Origin of the sequence: Microbacterium sp. STF-2 (genome assembly GCF_034650155.1) — a bacterium.
Lineage (GTDB): Bacteria > Actinomycetota > Actinomycetes > Actinomycetales > Microbacteriaceae > Microbacterium > Microbacterium maritypicum_A.
The window spans coordinates 2,408,539-2,426,303 of record NZ_JARKMW010000001.1 but is presented as its reverse complement, the minus strand read 5'-3'; the positions used below and the strand labels follow the sequence as shown (position 1 = coordinate 2,426,303).

General features: G+C 66.7%; 17 protein-coding genes. 13 read left to right on the top strand and 4 right to left on the bottom strand.

Translation table 11 applies throughout. The features are described 5' to 3' along the window. Window positions 1-14 precede the first annotated feature (14 nt). The 5 genes from MicroSTF_RS11725 to MicroSTF_RS11705 all read left to right on the top strand — a co-directional run bounded on the left by MicroSTF_RS11725 (window position 15) and on the right by MicroSTF_RS11705 (window position 3,146). Window positions 15-842 carry an ABC transporter ATP-binding protein gene (locus MicroSTF_RS11725; protein WP_297557346.1) on the top strand — a complete coding sequence of 276 codons (828 nt, stop codon included), beginning with the start codon at window positions 15-17 and terminating at the stop codon, window positions 840-842. Next, window positions 839-1,672 carry an ABC transporter permease gene (locus tag MicroSTF_RS11720; RefSeq protein WP_136024768.1) on the top strand — a complete coding sequence of 278 codons (834 nt, stop codon included), beginning with the start codon at window positions 839-841 and terminating at the stop codon, window positions 1,670-1,672. The genes MicroSTF_RS11725 and MicroSTF_RS11720 overlap by 4 nt, the downstream gene beginning before the upstream one ends. Next, window positions 1,669-2,502, top strand: coding sequence for an ABC transporter permease (locus MicroSTF_RS11715; RefSeq protein ID WP_029260748.1), 834 nt, complete (start codon window positions 1,669-1,671; stop codon window positions 2,500-2,502). The genes MicroSTF_RS11720 and MicroSTF_RS11715 overlap by 4 nt, the downstream gene beginning before the upstream one ends. 135 nt (window positions 2,503-2,637) lie before the next feature. Next, the gene (locus tag MicroSTF_RS11710) at window positions 2,638-2,889 is read left to right on the top strand and encodes a type II toxin-antitoxin system Phd/YefM family antitoxin (RefSeq protein ID WP_021201488.1); all 252 of its coding nucleotides are present in this window, start codon (window positions 2,638-2,640) and stop codon (window positions 2,887-2,889) included. An 8-nt stretch (window positions 2,890-2,897) separates the two neighbouring features. Then, a complete protein-coding gene (locus MicroSTF_RS11705; protein WP_021201489.1) occupies window positions 2,898-3,146 on the top strand; it encodes a Txe/YoeB family addiction module toxin in 249 nt (82 codons plus the stop codon). A 162-nt stretch (window positions 3,147-3,308) separates the two neighbouring features. Here the strand turns inward: MicroSTF_RS11705 and MicroSTF_RS11700 are convergent, their stop codons facing one another. Beyond that, a complete protein-coding gene (locus tag MicroSTF_RS11700; RefSeq protein ID WP_322955777.1) occupies window positions 3,309-4,385 on the bottom strand; it encodes an ABC transporter substrate-binding protein in 1,077 nt (358 codons plus the stop codon). A 193-nt stretch (window positions 4,386-4,578) separates the two neighbouring features. Between MicroSTF_RS11700 and MicroSTF_RS11695 the strand changes: the two genes are divergently transcribed. The 5 genes from MicroSTF_RS11695 to MicroSTF_RS11675 are packed head-to-tail and all read left to right on the top strand — an operon-like array spanning window position 4,579 to window position 8,875. Continuing rightward, window positions 4,579-5,583: an alcohol dehydrogenase catalytic domain-containing protein gene (locus MicroSTF_RS11695; RefSeq protein WP_322955775.1), complete on the top strand. Its 1,005-nt coding sequence runs from the start codon at window positions 4,579-4,581 to the stop codon at window positions 5,581-5,583. A gap of 30 nt (window positions 5,584-5,613) precedes the next feature. Then, window positions 5,614-6,804 carry a CaiB/BaiF CoA-transferase family protein gene (locus MicroSTF_RS11690; protein ID WP_322955773.1) on the top strand — a complete coding sequence of 397 codons (1,191 nt, stop codon included), beginning with the start codon at window positions 5,614-5,616 and terminating at the stop codon, window positions 6,802-6,804. Continuing rightward, the gene (locus MicroSTF_RS11685; RefSeq protein WP_322955771.1) at window positions 6,804-7,667 is read left to right on the top strand and encodes an amidohydrolase family protein; all 864 of its coding nucleotides are present in this window, start codon (window positions 6,804-6,806) and stop codon (window positions 7,665-7,667) included. Before MicroSTF_RS11690 ends, MicroSTF_RS11685 begins: the two co-directional genes overlap by 1 nt. A gap of 21 nt (window positions 7,668-7,688) precedes the next feature. Beyond that, on the top strand, window positions 7,689-8,531 hold the full coding sequence (locus MicroSTF_RS11680; RefSeq protein ID WP_051671241.1) for a hypothetical protein: 843 nt from the start codon (window positions 7,689-7,691) through the stop codon (window positions 8,529-8,531). After that, window positions 8,528-8,875, top strand: coding sequence for a hypothetical protein (locus MicroSTF_RS11675; RefSeq protein ID WP_021199426.1), 348 nt, complete (start codon window positions 8,528-8,530; stop codon window positions 8,873-8,875). Before MicroSTF_RS11680 ends, MicroSTF_RS11675 begins: the two co-directional genes overlap by 4 nt. Window positions 8,876-9,074: 199 nt before the next feature. Here the strand turns inward: MicroSTF_RS11675 and MicroSTF_RS11670 are convergent, their stop codons facing one another. Together MicroSTF_RS11670 and MicroSTF_RS11665 are read right to left on the bottom strand one after the other, a co-directional pair. Further along, window positions 9,075-10,580: a hypothetical protein gene (locus tag MicroSTF_RS11670; RefSeq protein ID WP_322955766.1), complete on the bottom strand. Its 1,506-nt coding sequence runs from the start codon at window positions 10,578-10,580 to the stop codon at window positions 9,075-9,077. 101 nt (window positions 10,581-10,681) lie between these two features. Beyond that, entirely contained in the window at window positions 10,682-11,671 is a 990-nt protein-coding gene (locus MicroSTF_RS11665) for a hypothetical protein (protein ID WP_029260739.1), read from the bottom strand. Between the two features lie 531 nt (window positions 11,672-12,202). On the opposite strand from MicroSTF_RS11665, the gene dnaB reads away from it, so the two are divergent. The 3 genes from dnaB to MicroSTF_RS11650 all read left to right on the top strand — a co-directional run bounded on the left by dnaB (window position 12,203) and on the right by MicroSTF_RS11650 (window position 17,252). Beyond that, window positions 12,203-13,579: a replicative DNA helicase gene (dnaB, locus tag MicroSTF_RS11660; protein ID WP_416338476.1), complete on the top strand. Its 1,377-nt coding sequence runs from the start codon at window positions 12,203-12,205 to the stop codon at window positions 13,577-13,579. An 87-nt stretch (window positions 13,580-13,666) separates the two neighbouring features. Continuing rightward, window positions 13,667-16,402, top strand: a complete 2,736-nt coding sequence (locus MicroSTF_RS11655) for a P-loop NTPase fold protein (protein WP_288120567.1) — start codon at window positions 13,667-13,669, stop codon at window positions 16,400-16,402. Then, the gene (locus MicroSTF_RS11650; RefSeq protein WP_322955761.1) at window positions 16,335-17,252 is read left to right on the top strand and encodes a hypothetical protein; all 918 of its coding nucleotides are present in this window, start codon (window positions 16,335-16,337) and stop codon (window positions 17,250-17,252) included. Before MicroSTF_RS11655 ends, MicroSTF_RS11650 begins: the two co-directional genes overlap by 68 nt. A 1-nt stretch (window position 17,253) precedes the next feature. Here the strand turns inward: MicroSTF_RS11650 and MicroSTF_RS11645 are convergent, their stop codons facing one another. After that, window positions 17,254-17,571 (bottom strand): hypothetical protein, encoded by a 318-nt coding sequence (locus tag MicroSTF_RS11645; protein ID WP_215486953.1) that lies wholly within the window; start codon window positions 17,569-17,571, stop codon window positions 17,254-17,256. Window positions 17,572-17,765: the final 194 nt, after the last annotated feature.

The following is a 17,765-nucleotide window of genomic DNA, read 5'->3' as shown; positions in this document are numbered from 1 at the left end:
ACGAGAGGTCGACGATGACTGACGTGAACGACACCGCACGGGACTCGGCGGATCCGCTGATCTCGGTCACCGGGCTCTCGGTGAGCTACGACGTCGCGCGGACGGGGAAGAAGCTGATCGCGATCGAGGATGTCGACCTCGACGTGTTCGAGGGCGAGTTCATCACGGTGCTCGGCCCGTCGGGGTGCGGAAAGACGACGTTCATGAACGTCATCGCCGGCCTCGTCGCGCCGAGCACCGGGGCCGTCCTCGTCGATGGGAAGCAGGTCGACGGCCCCGGTCCCGACCGGGCCGTGGTCTTCCAGGACTACGCCCTCCTGCCCTGGCGGACCGTGTTCGACAACGTGAAGTTCGGACTCGAGATGCAGAAGGGTCTGCGCACCGCCGACTGGCGTGCGAAGGTGCAGGAGGCCATCGACATGGTGGGGCTCAAGGGGTTCGAGTCGTCGTACCCCCGTGAGCTCTCCGGCGGCATGCAGCAGCGCGTCGGGCTCGCCCGCGCGTTCGTCGCGGAGCCGCGCATCCTGTTGATGGACGAGCCGCTCGGCGCCGTCGACGCCCTCACCCGCGAGGTGATGCGCGACGAGATCGAGAAGCTCATCGAGGCGACGGGCAAGACCGTGCTCTTCATCACGCACTCGATCGAGGAGGCCATCCTCCTCGGTGACCGCATCGTCGTCTTCAAGAGCCACCCCGGTGCGATCAAGGAGATCATCACGACCGGCATCCCGCGCCCGCGCTCGGAACGGTCGGTGCAGCACGATCCGCGCTTCCTCGAACTCCGCGACCACCTCTGGGAGGCGCTGGAGGGTGAGGCCACGGCAGCGGCGGTGTCGAAATGACCGCGCTGCTCGCCACCGGGCCGAACCTCGGCAGGGGTGGCCTCGCCGCCTGGCTCGCGGGGCTGAGCGCCCGGGGCAAGGCGGCGGTCATCGCGATCGAGGTCGTCGTGCTCCTCGTGCTCTGGCAGCTGGTCGTCGGGGCGTTCGGCTGGATCAGTCCGGTCTTCCTGCCGCCGCCTCTGGCCATCGCGCAGGGGTTCGGCGAGATCGTGGCGAACGGATCGCTCGCCGCCAACGCCGGCATCTCGGTGCAGGCGTGGCTGACCGGTTTCGCGCTCGCGGTGGTCGTCGGCATCCCGGTCGGGCTCCTGATGGGAACATCGCTTCCTGTCGACCGCGTGATCGGTCCGATCGCGTGGACGATCTACGCCACGCCGTCGATCGCCTATCAACCGCTGGCGAAGGCGTGGTTCGGCTTCGGCATCGGTCCGGTGATCTTCCTCGTGACGATCAGTGCGATCTTCCCGATCCTGCTCAACGTCGCCGCGGGCATGCGCACCACGAACCCGTCGATCATCCGCGCCGCCCGCGTGTACGGGGCAGGGCGGATGCGGCTGTATCGCTCGGTGTACCTGCCGTCGACGATCCCGTTCCTGTTCGCGGGGCTGCGGCAAGCGGTCGTCCTCGCCACGATCGGCATGGTCGTGGCCGAGCTCGCGGGCTCGTCGAGCGGCATGGGCGCGCTCATCATCCGCGCCTCGAACACGTATCAGACCGACCAGGCGTTCGCCGCGATCGCCGTCGTCGTGCTGTGGAGCGTGGGCATGACCCAGGTGGTCACGGCCATCGAACGCGGGGTCGCGCCGTGGACGAGGAAGGGCACGCGATGAGCGTCGTCTCGGCAACCGGAACCGTCCGCATCGTGCGGCCGCGGCGTGTGGTGCGCTCCGGCGAGGGAAAGTGGACCCTGCTCCTGATCGGGGTGATCGCCGCAGTGCTGCTCCTGTGGGAGGCAGCCGTCAGCTGGTTCCACTGGATACCGGCGGCCTTCCTGCCCGCACCGACCGCGGTGGCCGTGGCGTTCGGCCAGCTCATGGTCGACCCCGAGTTCTGGAGCGCTTTCGCGTTCAGTGTCACCAACCTGCTGATCGGCCTCGCGATCGCGATCGTCGTCGGGGTCGTCGTGGGGCTTGCGGTCGGCTGGTCGCCGGTGCTGCGCTTCATGGTCGCGCCGTTCCTGTGGGTGCTGTACTCCACGCCCAAGGTCGCGCTCGCCCCGCTGTTCATCCTCGGCCTGGGCCTCGGCAGCGAGTCGAAGATCGCCCTCGTGATCCTGCTGGCGGTGTTCCCGATCCTGCTGAACACGATGGAGGGCGCGGTCACCGTGAACCCTTCGCTCGTCAACGCGGCCAGGGTGTACGGCGCGAAGGGGATCGGCCTCGGCTGGAAGGTGATCTTCCCTGCCACGCTGCCCTACAGCCTCTCCGGCATCCAGCGCGGTGCGGCCCTCGGCTTCACGGGCGAGGTGCTCGGCGAGTTCCTCGGCGGCACCGGCGGCCTCGGTCACCTGCTCGAGTTCGCCGCATACCAATTCCGGATGGACGAGGCCATCGCGATGGTCGTGGTGATGGTCATCATCGCCAACCTCACGCTGCTGCTCATCTCGATCCTCCGGCGCCGGCTCGCGCCCTGGTACGACGAGCGCAAGATCGTCGGCTGACCGGCACCGACGCAGACTCCCGACGCCCCTCGACTCCCGACCCCCGTCTCATGCGCGACGGGGGTCGGGTCCGTTCGGCGGGCATTCACTCGCGATCGAGTGGTACGCTTTGTTGTACCACTAGGGAGGTGGAGGATGTCCGCGATCTCGGCTACCGAGGCCCGCAAGAGCCTGTTCGGCCTTATCCAGCAGGTGAACGATGACCATGCGCCCGTCGAGGTCGTCTCCCGACGTGGGAACGCCGTCATCATGTCGAAGGACGACTACGACGCCCTCACGGAGACGGCGTACCTGCTGCGAAACCCTGTGGGTGCAGAGCGACTTCTCTCGGCGATCGAGCGTGCGCGCCGCGGTGAGGCCGAGCAGCACGACCTGATCGACGAGTGACTCGGAGATTGGCCTTCGACCCCCATGGGTGGGAGGACTACACGTACTGGCAGGGCCAGGATCGCAAGACGCTGAGGCGGATCAACCAGCTCATCGCCGACGTTCTCCGTGATCCCTTCGAGGGCATCGGGAAACCGGAGCCGCTGAAGCACGTGCTCTCCGGGGCATGGTCCCGCCGCATCGACCAGGCCAATCGCCTCGTCTACTACGTGAGCGACGAGCAGATCGTCATTCTCCAGGCTCGCGACCACTACTAGGACGCGGACCGAAGGGCCGTCTAGTCGACTGCCGGCTGGGTGTGAAGTGGCATCGCTCTGTATCCCGCGGGAGTTGCGGGGCCTAAGCGAACACGCCAGCCGCCATACAAAGAGGCCCCACCGCCATGCGCAACGGTGGGGCCTTTCGTGCGAGTCAGCGACTCACGGGTAGGTCAGCGTGGCCGGTCCCTCGTTGTCGAGGCCCAGGAGCTCCTGCGCCTTGCGGAGGTAGACGAGCTGCTCGTCATCGAACTCCAGCGGTTCGAGCTTCTGCGTCTCGATGGTGGTGTCCCACGCCTCGCCGTCGAAGTACAGGTTCGGGCAGGCGAGGTGTCCGTCGAGGATCCAGACGCTGTCCGAATCACGCAGTTCCGCGACGTCGAAGTCGTTGGCCTCGTAGATGTCCAGCGCCTCCTCCGCGTTCTCGGGGAACTCGCCGGGTGCGGGCGCCGTCATGAAGTCGGTGCCCTTGAGCGTGGCCCGCAGGAACCGTACGAGGGTGTTCGGATTCTCCTGCGCCCACTTCGTGCCGGCGATCTGCACGTCGTTCGCCCAGTTGCGCAGCGACTCGACCACGATGTTCGCGCCGTGTGATTCGAGGGCTGCCCTGTCGTCGGCGTAGAACGGCTGCAGGCTGATCTTGTCGTTGACGAAGAACTCCGTCCACGACTCCGATCCGGGGCCCGGGTAGACGACCTCGGTGTTTACGGATGCGACGTCCCAGCCCTCCTCTTTCAGCACCTGGGCGCGCTGGAACTCGGCGGGGTCGCCGGGAGTGCCGGCCAGCACGATCGACGTGCCGTCGAGGTCGTCGACGCTCTTCACGTCGGACTGCACCGCGAAGTCGAAGTTCTGCCGGCAGTAGTGCCCGGAGACCAGATCGATCTCGACGCCGCCGCGGATGGCGTCGATCACGGTGCCGGTGGATTCCACGCCGATGTCGGCGCTGCCGCTGGCGACGGCGGCGGTGACGTTGTCGGCGGTGATGACCTCGACGGTGAGGCCCTCGTCTTCGTAGTAGCCGAGGTCGGACGCCAGGACGAACATCGAGTACATCGTGATGTCGGGGAAGGGGATGGCCACCGTGATGCTGGTGTCCTCCGCGGCTCCGGGTTCGCCGTCGCCGAGGTCGACGGGTCCTTCCGGTGTCGGCGTCGGCGAGGCGCAGGCGGCGAGCAGCGTCAGTGCTGCTGCGCCCCCGACCACGGCGATGCCGAGTCTGTTTCGTGTCGTGCGCATGACTCTCCATTCGGGCAAGTGCGTGCGACTCCTCCGTGGAGTGGGGCGCCTCACGCGGATTTTGGGATACGGTATCCAATTTGGAATCGGGTGTCCATGGTTTGCGGGATATCGTGCTCGAACAGGGTCTAGACGACCGTGATGAAAATTGGATACAGTATCCCAAACAGATTCCCGCGATGAAGAGGTGAAGATGCGTGCCGCCGTGCTGAGCCGTCATGACCTGGACGGGCTGACCGTCGCGGAGACGGATGTGCCGGCACCCGGCGACGGCGAAGTGCTCGTGCGCGTCGAGACGGTCGGGGTGAATCAGCTCGACCTCAACGTCATCGCCGGTGTCGGCCCAGGAGCACGGGCGCAGCTGCCTCGCATCCTCGGGATCGACCCGGCCGGCGAGATCATCGCCGTCGGAGCGGGTGTCGACCAGAAGCGGATCGGCCAGACCGTGGTGGTCAAACCCAACATCGCCTGCGGGCAGTGCGCCCATTGCCAGGCCGGAGACGAAGCCGATTGCCCGAACCAGACCGTCGTCGGCGTGCACCGCGACGGGGGCGCCGCCGAGTACGTCGTCGTCCCCTCCCGCAACGCGATCGACCGCCACGGCCTCGACGCGGCACAGGCGACCGCCGTGGTGCACAGTGCCTCCATCGTGATCAACGCCGTGCGCACGGTCGCGCTCGCCGCGGGCGACAGGGTCCTCGTCACCGGCGCGGGCGGCACCCTCGGCCGTGCGGCGGTGGCCATCGCACTCGCTCGCGGGGCCCAGGTCGTCGCCGCGTCGCGCCGTACTCTCGCACCGCTCGGAGACGAGCAGCTCATCCAGGCTTCGGGAGCTGCTGCGCTGGCGGCGGCCCTCGACGGGGGAGAAGGGTTCGACGTCGTGCTCGATGTCTCCGGCCACGCTCCGACCCTGAGCGCCGGGATCTCGGCGTTGCGGTGGGGAGGTCGGGCCGTGTTCTGCGCGGCATCCGTCGACAGCGACCTGCGCATCGACGCCCGCGACTTCTACCTGCGTCGCAAGCGGCTGTCGGGTGTGGCCAGCGCACGCTACGACGATGTGGCCGAGGGTCTCGCGCTCGCCGCCGCCGGGGCCCTGCCCTCGCTCGTCGGCCGCCGCTACGCGCTGGACGACATCGCCACGGCGTATCGCGATTTCCCCCGCAAGGGCGACGGGAAGGTCGTCGTCGATGTGCGCTGACCGCCCTCGGTATCGAAGAGGAGACCAGAAGTGACGAATTCCGCATCACCCGGCGCGGGTGCGCTGGCCGGGATCCGCGTGGTCGAGCTGGGCCAGTACATCTCGGGTCCGTTCGCGGCCAAGCTGCTCGCCGACCTCGGCGCCGACGTCGTCAAGGTCGAGTCGCCCGAGGGGGACCCGATGCGCCGATGGGAGGGGCGGGCGACCATGAGTCCCCAGTTCGCCGCCTACAACCGGGGCAAGCGCGGGGTCGTGCTCGACCTCAAGAGCGACGAGGGGCTCGCTGCGCTGTTCGGCCTGGTCGACGATGCCGACATCGTGCTGGACAACTTCCGCCCCGGTGTCGCCGAGCGGCTCGGGTTCGGCCCCGATGCGCTGCACGAGCGCAACCCGCGGGTGATCACGTGCTCGATCACCGGTTTCGGCCCCACCGGGCCGGCCGCGAAGCGCCCTGCCTACGACACCGTGATCTCGGCGACTGGCGGCATGTACAGCCAGGTGGTCCCGGCCTCCACGATCCGTCCGCTGGGGCCTGCGTTCTCCGATCTGCTGTCGGGGATGTCGGCCGTACAGGCCGTGCTCGCCGCCCTGCACGCCCGTGACGTCAACGGGGTGGGCGAGCATGTCGAGGTCACGATGGTGGGTGCCCTGCTCGACTTCCTCACCGAGTCCGCTTCGGCGTTCCTCGAGACCGGACAGGTCTCATCGCCCGACTCGCGTCCGCGCCGCGCGCAGGCCTACGCCTGCCGGGGGTCGGACGACAAGGCCTTCGTGATCCATATGTCGGTGCCGGAGAAGTTCTGGACCGGCTTGCTCGACGTGCTCGAGCGGCCCGATCTCGCCGACGACCCGCGCTTCTCGACCCGGGAAGCGCGCGTGCGCAACTATGACGAGCTCGACGTGGTGCTCAAGGAGATCGCCGCCACCCGACCCCGGCAGTACTGGCTCGACCGGCTCGCCGCGCACGACATCCCGCACGGTCCGCTGAACACGATGGGCGACCTGTTCGACGATCCGCAGATCGCGAGCATGGGTCTGGTCGAGGAGATCGAGGGGCCTGACGGCGTGCTGCGCGTCCCGGTGCCCAGCATCGGGTTCCAGCGGTCCGGTCGACCCGAGCTGCGGTACGCGCCGGCGCTCGGCGCCGACACCGAGGAGATCACGGGACTGCGGACCGAATCTGAATCCGAACCCGCACGAGCGAAGGAGGGGGCAGCCTGATGCCCGGTATCGACGACCTCGTCGCGATCGACGTCCACACCCACCCGCAGACCGAGGAGTTCATCGCGGCGATGGGCCAGCGGCACTCCCAGATGTCCGCGCACTTCGGGCGCGAGCGGCCGGTGGTGTCGTTCGCCGAGCAGGCCGATCAGTACCGCGACCGCAGGATGATGGCCGTGATCGTGAACTCCGACTCGGAGACCACGAGCGGAATCAAGGGTGCACCGAACGACCTCCTCGGCAAGGCGCAGCAGGACCACCCCGATGTGTTCCTCGCCTTCGCCGGCATCGACCCGTGGAAGGGCGAGGCCGCGGTCGCCGAGATCCGTCGGATGCACGCCGAGTACGGCATCAAGGGCGTCGGCGAACTCAACCCGTCGCGGCAGAAGTTCCTCGCCAACGACCGTCGCTTCTTCCCGATCTGGGAGACCTGCGCCGAACTCGGGCTCGTGGTGATGTTCCACTCCGGGTTCCCCGGTGCCGGTGCGGGTACTCCCGGTGGCGGCGGGTATCGGCTCGAGAACGCACGCCCTGTGCCGTACATCGACGACGTGGCTGCAGAGTTCCCCGAGCTGAACATCATCAGCGCGCACCCGGCATGGCCGTGGCACCTCGAGAACCTGGCGATGGTGTGGCACAAGTCGAACGTGTACCTCGACCTGTCGGGGTGGGCGCCGAAGTACCTGCCGCCCGAGGTGGTCCGCTACGCCGACTCGCTGATCTCCGACCGGGTGCTCTTCGGGTCGGATTGGCCCGTGATGACCGCCGACCGCTGGATGGCCGAGTTCGACGAGCTCGGGCTCAAGGAGGAATCGCGTCGGAAGATCCTGCTCGACAACGCACGCACGCTGTTCCGACTGTGAGCGCGAAGGAAGGAGCCGATCGTGGCTGAACTGGTGATGGCCGCAGCGACCCCACACAACCCGCTGCTGTGGCGGGCGATGCGCGAGCCGATGCCCGACGATCTCGTGACGGTCGAGGCGAACTTCCGTCGCATCCGTGAGGCGATCTCGGATGCCGGGGTCGACACTCTCATCGTGCTCGGCACCGACCACGTGCGGCAGTTCTTCTCCGACAACTCACCTGCCTTCATCGTCGGCAAAGCCGCCTCGTACCACGGCACCTACGAGAACGAGGTGCGCACCTTCGGCATGGAGTACGCCGAACTGACCGGCAACCCGGAGCTGGCGACCCAGATCACCGGCCGCGAGGTGCTGCCCGAGACCATCGACTTCTCGGTCTCGCACGAGTGGCGGCTCGACCACAGCTTCGTGCTGCCGCTGCAGTACGTGCGTCCGGAGCTCGACCTGCCGATCGTGCCGATCCACGCGAACTCGATCCTGCCTCCGCTGCCGACCGCCGCCCGCTTCGCCGCTCTCGGACACCACCTGCGCACCGCGGTCGAGTCCTGGGACAGCGACGCCAGAGTGGGCCTGCTCACCTCGGGGCACATGGCAACCGACGTGGGTGGCCCGCGCACCTTCAACGGCTCGCCCGATCCGGAGTTCGACGCCGAGGCCGTCGGGTGGATGCGTGACGGCGACCTCGACGGGGCGATCGCCGGATGCCGGTTCGACCGCATCATGGCCGCCGGCAACGTCACGTACCAGTACGTGAACATCGTCGCCGCGCTCGCCGCCATGCAGGGGCGCCCGGCCGAACTCGCGGAGGCCACGACCTCGCGCTTCGCCTCCAGTCCGTTCTTCCTCTGGAGGGCCGCATCGTGAGCCGGTACATGATGAACAAGTTCATCCGCGCTGTCGAGATGAGCACCGCGAACGTGAACGCCTACGTCGCCGACACCGAGGGGTTCGTCGACGGGTGGCTCGCCGGGGGAGCGGGGCCCGACGCGGTCGCCGACGACCGGGTGCTGACCCCCGAGGAGCGCACCGCCTTCGTCAACCGCGACTACGGCGCGCTCTACGGTCTCGGCGCGCATCCGTATCTGCTGTGGCACTTCACCGAAGCCGTCTACGAGCACGAGTACACCGAGGGCTTCGGATGGCGCGAACTCGTCGAGCGATACCGCGCCGCGATCATCCCGTACGGCGAGGTCGACGACATCCCCTGACCTCGTGGAACGCCTGTGCGCAGGCGCGACGGATGCCCCGTGGGTGGGGTTTCCACGGGGCATCCGCCCATTCTGCGCCGGCGTCGAACGACGGTGTGAGCTGGGGGCTACGAATCCGTCGACGTGTGGGGTGGACGCAGCGGCGCACCGGCGGTGCGGGTCTCCTCCCCCGAGGACGGCCGCACCACCGGCGTCCTCACTACGCCGTCACGAGACGACGTCGCAGGAGTCCGGCGCTTCCGAGGAGGAGCAGGACGGCGGCGATTGCGAGCAGTCCGACCGGCGACGGAGCGCCGGTCATCGCGAGCCCTGACGCCTGACCGGTCGTCGCCGCGCCCGAGGCGAAGGCGGCTCCGGCCGTCGAGACCGGAGTCGTTCCGGGCGTCGTTCCCGGGTTGGTTCCGGGGTCGGTACCGGGATCCGTTCCGGGGTCGGTGCCGGGGTCGGTGCCGGGGTCGGTGCCGGGGTCGGTTCCCGTGCCGGGGTCGGTCACCGTCGCCTCGCCGATCACGGAGATGGCGTTTCCGCCCAGCGTGATGGGAAGGCTGATCGGCAGCGCCAGTTGGGTGCCGCCGAGGATGCCGTCGGTTCCGGTGGTGGTGTTGCCTCCGGTGGTGGGGGCGGTTCCTCCGGTGCTGCTGCCGGTGCCGGTGCGGGTGACGGTGGCGTCGTCGAGGACGGAGATCGCGTTGCCGGTCACGCCGATGGGGGCGGTGACGGGTGCCGTGATCTGGGTGCCGCCGAGGACGCTGTCGGTTCCGGCGGTGGTGTTGCCTCCGGTGGCGGGGGCTGCCGGTGCGGGACCAGCGGCTCCGGTTCCTGTCGAGCTCGTGTCACCGAGCAGCGAGATCGCGTTCCCCGACACCGTGACCGGTGCCGTGACGGGAGCGGTCGCCTGCGTGCCGCCGAGGACCGCGTCGTCACCCGACGTTCCCGCCGACGTGGCGGGAGCGGGGGGAGCGGTCGAGCCGGCGGTGCCGGTTCCCGTGGAGCTCGTGTCACCGAGCAACGAGATCGCGTTCCCCGACACCGTCACCGGTGCCGTGATGGGCGCGATGACCTGTGTGCCGCTGCCGATGCCGTCGTCACCGGATGCGGTCGCACCCACGGGAGCGGAGGAGGCCGGTGCCGCGGCCCCCTGCGCGTTCGGAGTGGTGCTCTCGGTGTCGCCGACCAGCGACACGGCGTTGCCCGTGACGGTGACCGGTGCGTTGACCGCGAGCAGCGCCTGCGTGCCCGAGAGCACACCGTCCAGACCGTTCGTGGTCACGAGAGGCGCTTCGGCCTGGGGAGCCGGGCTCGGGGAAGTGGCAGCCGGGGCGCTGGTCGTCGATGTGTCGAGCACGCTCACCGCGTTGTTCGACACGGTGACGGGAAGGTTCACGGTCACCGCGGCCTGAGTGCCGGATGCCGTGCCCGAGTCACCGCTCGTCTGTGCGGGTGCGGGTGCGGGTGCGGGTGCGGGTGCCGGGGCAGGCGCGGGCGCCGGAGCCGGGGCAGGCGCGGTGGACACGGCGTCGCTCAGCACCGAGATCGCGTTGTTCACGACCGAGATCGGTGCGGTGATCGCTGTCTCCACCTGTGTGCCGGAGAGCAGTCCGTCGTCTCCGGTCGTCTCAGCCGCGTTCGCGGCCGTCGCGCCGAGGAGCGTGATGCCCCCGGCGATGAGCGTGCCCCAGAGGGCCCGCTTGATGAAAGTACGCATGATCGTTCTCCTGACTGGATGGATCGTCTGATGGGTGCGCGCGATCACATGCGCGCGCAGCACGGCATCTGTCGTTCCCGGGGGAACGACGTGACGATCCGTCAGTCAGGAGAGACGTCGGTGTCGGCGACCGTCGACGAGGGAAGCTCGTCGTCGGAGGCGCCGGATGTCCGCTCGCCAGCACGGAGCGGAGAAGAGTTCGCGTCGCTGAGGCGCGCGGGGGATGCGCCGCTCCCGCCGCCGGAACCGGCGGAGGAGGACGCGGGGACTGTGGTGCCTGGCGGGCTCCCCGACGGGGGAGCAGTGGGCACAGAAGTGGCGTCGTCGGTGGTGGCGCCGATCGCGGTGGTGAGCGCGCCAGACGGCGGGGACACGGTCGACGGCACAGCTGTCGACGAGACCGCCGGCGTCGCTGCGGAGCTCTCCGTCGCGGGGGCGGCCGTCGGGGGGACCGGGGCCTCGGCGACGTTCGCGGGACCTTCGCCGGATCCAGGCGTCGTCGTCGACGGGTTGAGCGCTTCGAGCACGGGCGGAACCGTCTCGTTCGTGACGTTCCCGAGAAGAGCAGTGGTGTCATCGACGACGCCGACGACGTCACCCACCGCGGAGATCAGACCGAGGTCGGAGACGAGTCCGCCGACCACGGGGATGCGGGAGACCGCGTCGAGAATCGGATCGGTGATCTGAGAGACCGGTGCGTCGGTCAGGGCATCGGTGACAGGGGTGACGACCGCGGTCGCGGTCTCGGTCACGGTGTTCACGACGGGTGCGACGGCCGGACCGACGACCGGAGCATTCACGATCGGCTCGGTCACGGTGGCGACCACGGCGGGGACGGCCTGCTGCACGGGCGCGACCACCTGTGTCACCACGGGGGCGACCACCTGCGTGACGACCGGGGTCACGGGGGCCGTGACGGCCGACACCGTGTCGCTGACGAGCGAGGTGAGTCCGTCGAGCGGGCCGTCCTGTTCGTCCGCGTGCGCGGATCCGCCCGCGAGGAGAACCGTGAGCGTCGCCCAGGCGAGCACGCCGATGCCACCCCAGAAGACGGCGGCAGGTATGCCGCGTCGGGTGGCCCGAACGTCCACGTCGACCTCCCCCTCCGAAGGCAACGTACGTCGACGCCGTTGCGTCGATTGGGGCTGACGATACTCGCGCACGGACGTCGTGTCTAGAGGGTTCTCCGCGCGTTTCCGGGGATGTCCGGGTGTGACGCGCCCGGAGAAATCTCGGCTTGACTTTCCCCAAGTTCTACACATCCCATCCCCGCGGAGGGCAACCTTCAATGCCCGATTTAAACTGATTTCCATCCACAGGCTGGGGAAACGATAAAAGCCAGTTCAAATGGAATAAAAAAGTTTCGTATCCCGGTCCTCCACGGGGTTATCCACACCCGTTGTGCACAGACACTCCGAGTTTGTTCGCACGCTCTCCACAGAGTTATCCACAGGCCGTCTTGCATGTGGAAACAGTCGCTCGTAGCGTGGGCGAGCGACCGAATGTCGGAGGCAGCTGTTTTGCTGTTCAGAGCGGTGTGAGGGCCGAAGGCCGCACGGGCCCCGCCGTCGAAGCGTCTCATCAGAACATCGCATCGGAAACGTCGCATCGAAGGGAAGACTGTGTCGATCGCTGACATCTCAGAAGAGCGCATGGGCGCGAAGCGCGCGCCGGAACGCACGCCTCCCCACGACCTTCTCGCCGAGCAGAGCGCGCTGGGCGGAATGCTCCTGTCGAAGGATGCGGTCGCCGATGTGATCGAGACGCTCAAGGGTGCCGACTTCTACATCCCGAAGCACGAGCTCATCTTCGAGGCCATCCTCTCGTTGTACTCCCATGGCGAGCCCACCGACGTCGTCGCCGTCACCGACGAGCTCATCAAGACAGGCGAGCTCGGCCGCGCCGGCGGTGCCGACTACCTGCACACGCTGACGTCGATCGTCCCCACGGCGGCCAACGCCGGCTACTACGCGGGCATCGTCTCCGAGCGCGCGATCCTGCGCCGGCTCGTCGATGCGGGCACGCGCATCGTGCAGCTCGGGTACGCCGGTGAGGGCGATGCGACCGACATCGTCAACAACGCGCAGGCCGAGATCTACTCGATCACCGGATCCGAGACCGCCGAAGACTACGTCCCGCTGCAGATCGCCGTCGACGCCGCGCTCGAGGAGATCGAGGCCGCCAGCGGCCGCGACGGATCGATGACCGGAGTGCCGACCGGCTTCAAAGAGCTCGACGAACTGACGAACGGCCTCCACGGCGGGCAGATGATCGTCGTCGCCGCTCGACCCGCCATGGGTAAGTCCACGCTCGCGCTCGACTTCGCGCGCGCCGCATCCATCGGCCACAACCTCCCCTCCGTCTTCTTCTCCCTCGAGATGGGCAAGAGCGAGATCGCCATGCGTCTGCTCAGCGCCGAGGGTGCGATCCCGCTGCAGAACATGCGAAAGGGAAACCTCGACCCGCGCGACTGGACCACCGTCGCCGCGACCCGAGGGCGCATCAACGACGCCCCGCTCTACATCGACGACAGCCCGAACATGACGCTCGTCGAGATCCGCGCGAAGTGCCGTCGACTCAAGCAGCGCGAAGGACTGCGCATGGTCATCATCGACTATCTGCAGCTGATGACGTCGGGCAAGCGCGTCGAGTCGCGTCAGCAGGAGGTCTCGGAGTTCTCCCGAAGCCTCAAGCTCATCGCCAAGGAGCTGCAGGTTCCGGTCATCGCCCTCTCGCAACTGAACCGTGGTCCCGAGCAGCGCACCGACAAGAAGCCCGCGATCAGCGACCTGCGAGAGTCGGGCTCGATCGAGCAGGACGCCGACATGGTCATCCTGCTGCACCGCGACTCGGTGTACGACAAAGACGTGCGTCCGGGCGAGGCCGACCTCATCGTCGCCAAGCACCGTAACGGACCTACCGCGACGATCACCGTCGCGTTCCAGGGGCACTACTCGCGCTTCATGGACATGGCCCCCGGCGGCGACTTCAACTTGTAGGTTCCACGCCGAAATGACATATTCCACGGGTAGTTGGCAGGCACTTGGCATCCCTGCCATTTGCTGTGGACGATTGAGGGGTTCGGTGTGACTGATGCCAGCGAGACGGTGACCAGTCCACTGAGGCTCGAGTCGCTCGTTCCACGGTTCGTGAGCGACCAGCACGGCACTTATCGCGACGAGCTCGTCGACCTGCTCACCGACGACGATCGACGCGCGCGCGTATGGAATATCGCGTTGACCGGGGGGTACGGCAGCGGGAAGAGTAGCGTGCTCGCGGGCGTGCGAGACCAGCTCGGCAAGCGCGTGGTTGAGATCTCACTGTCGTCGCTCAGCGACGTCGGTGTTGAGCGTGGTGACGACCTCAACAACTACATCCAGAAGGAGATCGTCAAGCAGCTGCTCTATCGTGAGCGCCCCAGCCGCGTCCCGGGATCGAGGTTCAAGAGGATCAGCAGGCTGCCAGTAGGGCGAACGCTGGTTGCATCCGCGCTGGTCGCTGTCCTCATAGCACTCACCTTATGGATCACAGGTTGGGGAGCACCGTTCCAACTCGCCCCCGCCAACGAGGGCATGCGAGTCCCATTGCTGCTTTCTGCAGCGTTGATCGCCGGCGTGATCGCGTACGTGGTTATGGCGCTCCTGCACAACCGGATCCGAATCGACAAACTGGGAACCTCAGCGACGTCGGTGAGCCTGACCGCGGAGTCCGACGGTGGCAGCTACTTCGATGAGTACCTCGACGAGATCGTCTACTTCTTTGAAAAGACTCGTCGCGACATCGTGATCATTGAGGACCTGGACCGGTTCGAGGACCCGACAATCTACGCGTCTCTGCGTGAGCTCAACACCGTGCTCAACACGTCGCGACAACTTCGAAAGCGTCCGGTCCACTTCGTTTACGCTGTCCGGGACAGCATCTTCGAAGACCTTGAGGTGCCGCGCGATACGCCGGATGGCCCGGACGCAGCACCGGGCGTGTGGCAGGCCGACCGCGGACTGTCGGATGCGGCGACGCAGCGAACCAAGTTCTTCGAGCTCGTTGTCCCGATCGTGCCGTTCATCACACACCGCTCGTCTGCCGACCTCCTGTTCGATCTGGCCGCCGAGGTTGACTCGGCGATCTCCTTCGAGGCGGTCCGCGTGGTGGCGAAGCACGTGACAGATATGCGGCTTCTGCGCAACATCCTGAACGAGTTTCGGGTCTTCCACGCTCGTGTGCTGGCGGGCGGAAAGCTCGGCGGGCTCACCTCAAGCGGGTTGTTCGCGCTTGTTGCTTACAAGAACACCCATATGAAGCAGTTCGAGCTGATCCGGGTCGGATCAAGTGAGCTGGACGTGCTGTACCGACGCTCGCGAGAAATCATCGCGAGTGGGATGGATACTGCGTCGGCGACGCTCGCTGCGCTGCGTGAGCAGGGTACGCAGATTGCAGCGACTGATGCGCGCGCTGAGCAACTTGGCGCTGCGCTCCAAGATCTTGTCGAACGCTGGCTTCCACGGGTACATAGGCGTGGACACACTGCGACCTATCGAATTGGCGGAGCCGATTGGGCACCCGCCGCGCTCAGTACTGCCCGCTTCTGGGAAGCGGCAATCGACTCCGGCCACGCTCTGCAGGTCGTCGTGAATGGAGAGGTTCTTTTCGAGCTCACCGCTGACGAGATCGCTGCGGATCTGGGCGTGCCCGTCCCGGCGCGTTGGAGCGACCAAGTCGTCGCCGATACCGCGGCGGCTTCTGAGGATGCGCGCGCTGAGCTGCAGTGGTACCGCACGGCCGACTTCCAACAGTTGCTGATGCGACAGACGAGTGACTCTTCCTCGAGACTTATCCGCGGCACCGTCGACCCGCTTCTGCACGACCTCCTCGCAGAAGGGCTGATCGATAGGAACTTCGCACTCTACGCTTCCGAGTTTTACGGCGTCATTGCCTCTGCAGCCGCGATGACCTACGTGATCCAACACCTGCAAGCAGACACCCCGGATCACGACTACCCACTCGACGAGAAGGACGTCGACGCGGTGCTCGAGCTCGGCGGCCCGCGCGCGTTCGAATCGACCGGGCTGTTCAACATCGCGATCTACGACCAGCTGCTGGCGCGAGAAGACGGTCGGTTGGCGAAGAACATCGCCGCTCTCGCCGTTGCTGACCCCGCCGCCGTCGGCTTCATGCGCAGCTATTTGCAGCGTGGTCGGCTCCCAGCGACGCTCATCAGTCGCGTCGCAGCGCAGTGGGAGGGGGTCTTCAAGTTCATCGATACTGAAGGACCCGCCGTCGCGGCGGATCAGCTCGATCTCGTCGTCGCCGCCTTCGAGTCCTTGAATCCAGAGCTGGAGTACGAGGTACCCGACGACGTCAAGCGACTTCTCGCTGAGAACCCAGGGCGCCTCACGGAACTGAGTGCTGACGGTACGCCCCAGCGAGCGACTGCTGCGCTTACCCAACTCGGCGTCAGTCTCGCAGATATCCGAGCGCTCCCACCGGCCGCGCAGCGGTCTGTCGTGGTCGCGCGCCGTTACGAGGTAAATGCGCCGAACCTCGAGGTGGCAGTCGGCGGGGGCGACATCGCGCTCGATGCAATCATGCAACTCGAGGATCCGACGTTCGACCACGTTCTCGGGCACTTCGAGGCGTACCTGTCAAGCATCGACGCATCCCACCGCCCGAGTATCACCGACGTTGACATGGCAGTGGATGTGATGGAGGGCCGCGGAGCTTTCAAGGGCCGGCGCGGCAAGCGAGATCGCGCGGCGGATGCCCGCGGAGATGCTCATCCGAGACATCAATGCAGTGCCGGCGACGCTGCTTCCCGTTCTTGCTGAATCACACCGATTCCCCCTCACCTTCGCGAACGTCACGAACTACATCGCCGTACGCTCCCTGGACGCTCCTCTGATCGAGTACCTCGCTGCTTCGCCCACTCTCGCCGTCCCGCCAGAGACCGACGTGACCGCGCGCATCACTCTCGCCGCGCGCCTCGTCTCTGAGGATGAGCTCGATGTCGCCGCTCGTGTCACGCTTGCCGGACAGCTCGTAGACACGGTCCCAGCATCACGATCGATGGGGGATGAGGCGGATCTTGTCACGGCACTCATGAACGCAGGATTGCTCGACGACAGCGCTAGCACCTTCCAAGCTCTCGCCACCGCGCACGCACAGGAAGCATTTGTCGTGGAGTCTCAGACGGCGCCAGACTGGATCGTTTCGTCGAACGCGTCGGCGACATTCGTGGCGTCGCTCCTTCGCAATCCCGATGTCTCACCCCGGGTCAAGACTCTGCTTGCTGATGCGATTCCTCGAAACGCCGCTTGGGGATCAACCGATGTGCTTGAGGCGCTCGGCGCCTGGGCGGAGGTGACCCGCGAGCCCCTACCAGCCGAAACTCTACAGTTGATGCAGATGTCGGGAGCGTCGACCAGCTCAAAGGTCGCTGCGCTCAGCGCATCCGTGGCGACCGTGCCCGGCCTCGTACCGCAATACGTGGCCCAACTCGGCGGTGCGTACGCCGAGGTTCTTCAGCCCGCAAACACTTATGTCGATCTTCCGCTCGTCCCAGATCCGACACCGTTCCTGGAGTTGCTCAAGGACTCGGACACCGCCGTCTCATCCTTCAATGAAGTCGACGGCGTCATGCGTGTATACCGACACCGCCCGAGACCCAACGGTGACTAACCTACGATGCGGAGCGCTCGGTAGCGCGATCCTCTTCGACGTACTGGCTCGCCGCATTCCACCAGGGATTCTCGCGGACCCGATACAGAATGGTCCGCTCTCCAGGCACGCGCTCCACGAACTCGATGAAGTTCGCGCGGCGGAGCTTCTGGATCAGCGGATGCACGATTCCAGGAGAGAGTCTCGTCGCGTCGGTGATCGTCTTCGATGAGAACTTCCCGCCGCGCAGGCCCGCGATCTCGACCATGACGCTGTACATGTAGCTGTTGCCGAAGACGAGCCGGGATTCCTCCGGCGCGATGGGCTCCAACATCGTCATGTCCTTGAGTGTCGCACACGCGGCCGACGTGGGGTTCAGGCGGGCCTGCGCGCGTTGATTTCGTGGTCCCTATATTTGTATCCCTGACGGTGACTGTTGTGTATATGACATCGACTACAGTGAATGTCACATTCATTGGTATTCGTAAATCGCATATACCGAAGTAGCCCAGGAAATCAAGAGCGCGATCCTGA

Bases quoted from the DNA above. Each gene is read 5' to 3' on its own strand.
- MicroSTF_RS11725 (WP_297557346.1), top strand. From the start codon at position 15: ATGACTGACGTGAACGACACCGCACGGGACTCGGCGGATCCGCTGATC.
- MicroSTF_RS11720 (WP_136024768.1), top strand. From the start codon at position 839: ATGACCGCGCTGCTCGCCACCGGGCCGAACCTCGGCAGGGGTGGCCTC.
- MicroSTF_RS11715 (WP_029260748.1), top strand. From the start codon at position 1,669: ATGAGCGTCGTCTCGGCAACCGGAACCGTCCGCATCGTGCGGCCGCGG.
- MicroSTF_RS11710 (WP_021201488.1), top strand. From the start codon at position 2,638: ATGTCCGCGATCTCGGCTACCGAGGCCCGCAAGAGCCTGTTCGGCCTT.
- MicroSTF_RS11700 (WP_322955777.1), bottom strand. From the start codon at position 4,385: ATGCGCACGACACGAAACAGACTCGGCATCGCCGTGGTCGGGGGCGCA.
- MicroSTF_RS11695 (WP_322955775.1), top strand. From the start codon at position 4,579: ATGCGTGCCGCCGTGCTGAGCCGTCATGACCTGGACGGGCTGACCGTC.
- MicroSTF_RS11685 (WP_322955771.1), top strand. From the start codon at position 6,804: ATGCCCGGTATCGACGACCTCGTCGCGATCGACGTCCACACCCACCCG.
- MicroSTF_RS11670 (WP_322955766.1), bottom strand. From the start codon at position 10,580: ATGCGTACTTTCATCAAGCGGGCCCTCTGGGGCACGCTCATCGCCGGG.
- MicroSTF_RS11650 (WP_322955761.1), top strand. From the start codon at position 16,335: ATGCCCGCGGAGATGCTCATCCGAGACATCAATGCAGTGCCGGCGACG.
- MicroSTF_RS11645 (WP_215486953.1), bottom strand. From the start codon at position 17,571: ATGACGATGTTGGAGCCCATCGCGCCGGAGGAATCCCGGCTCGTCTTC.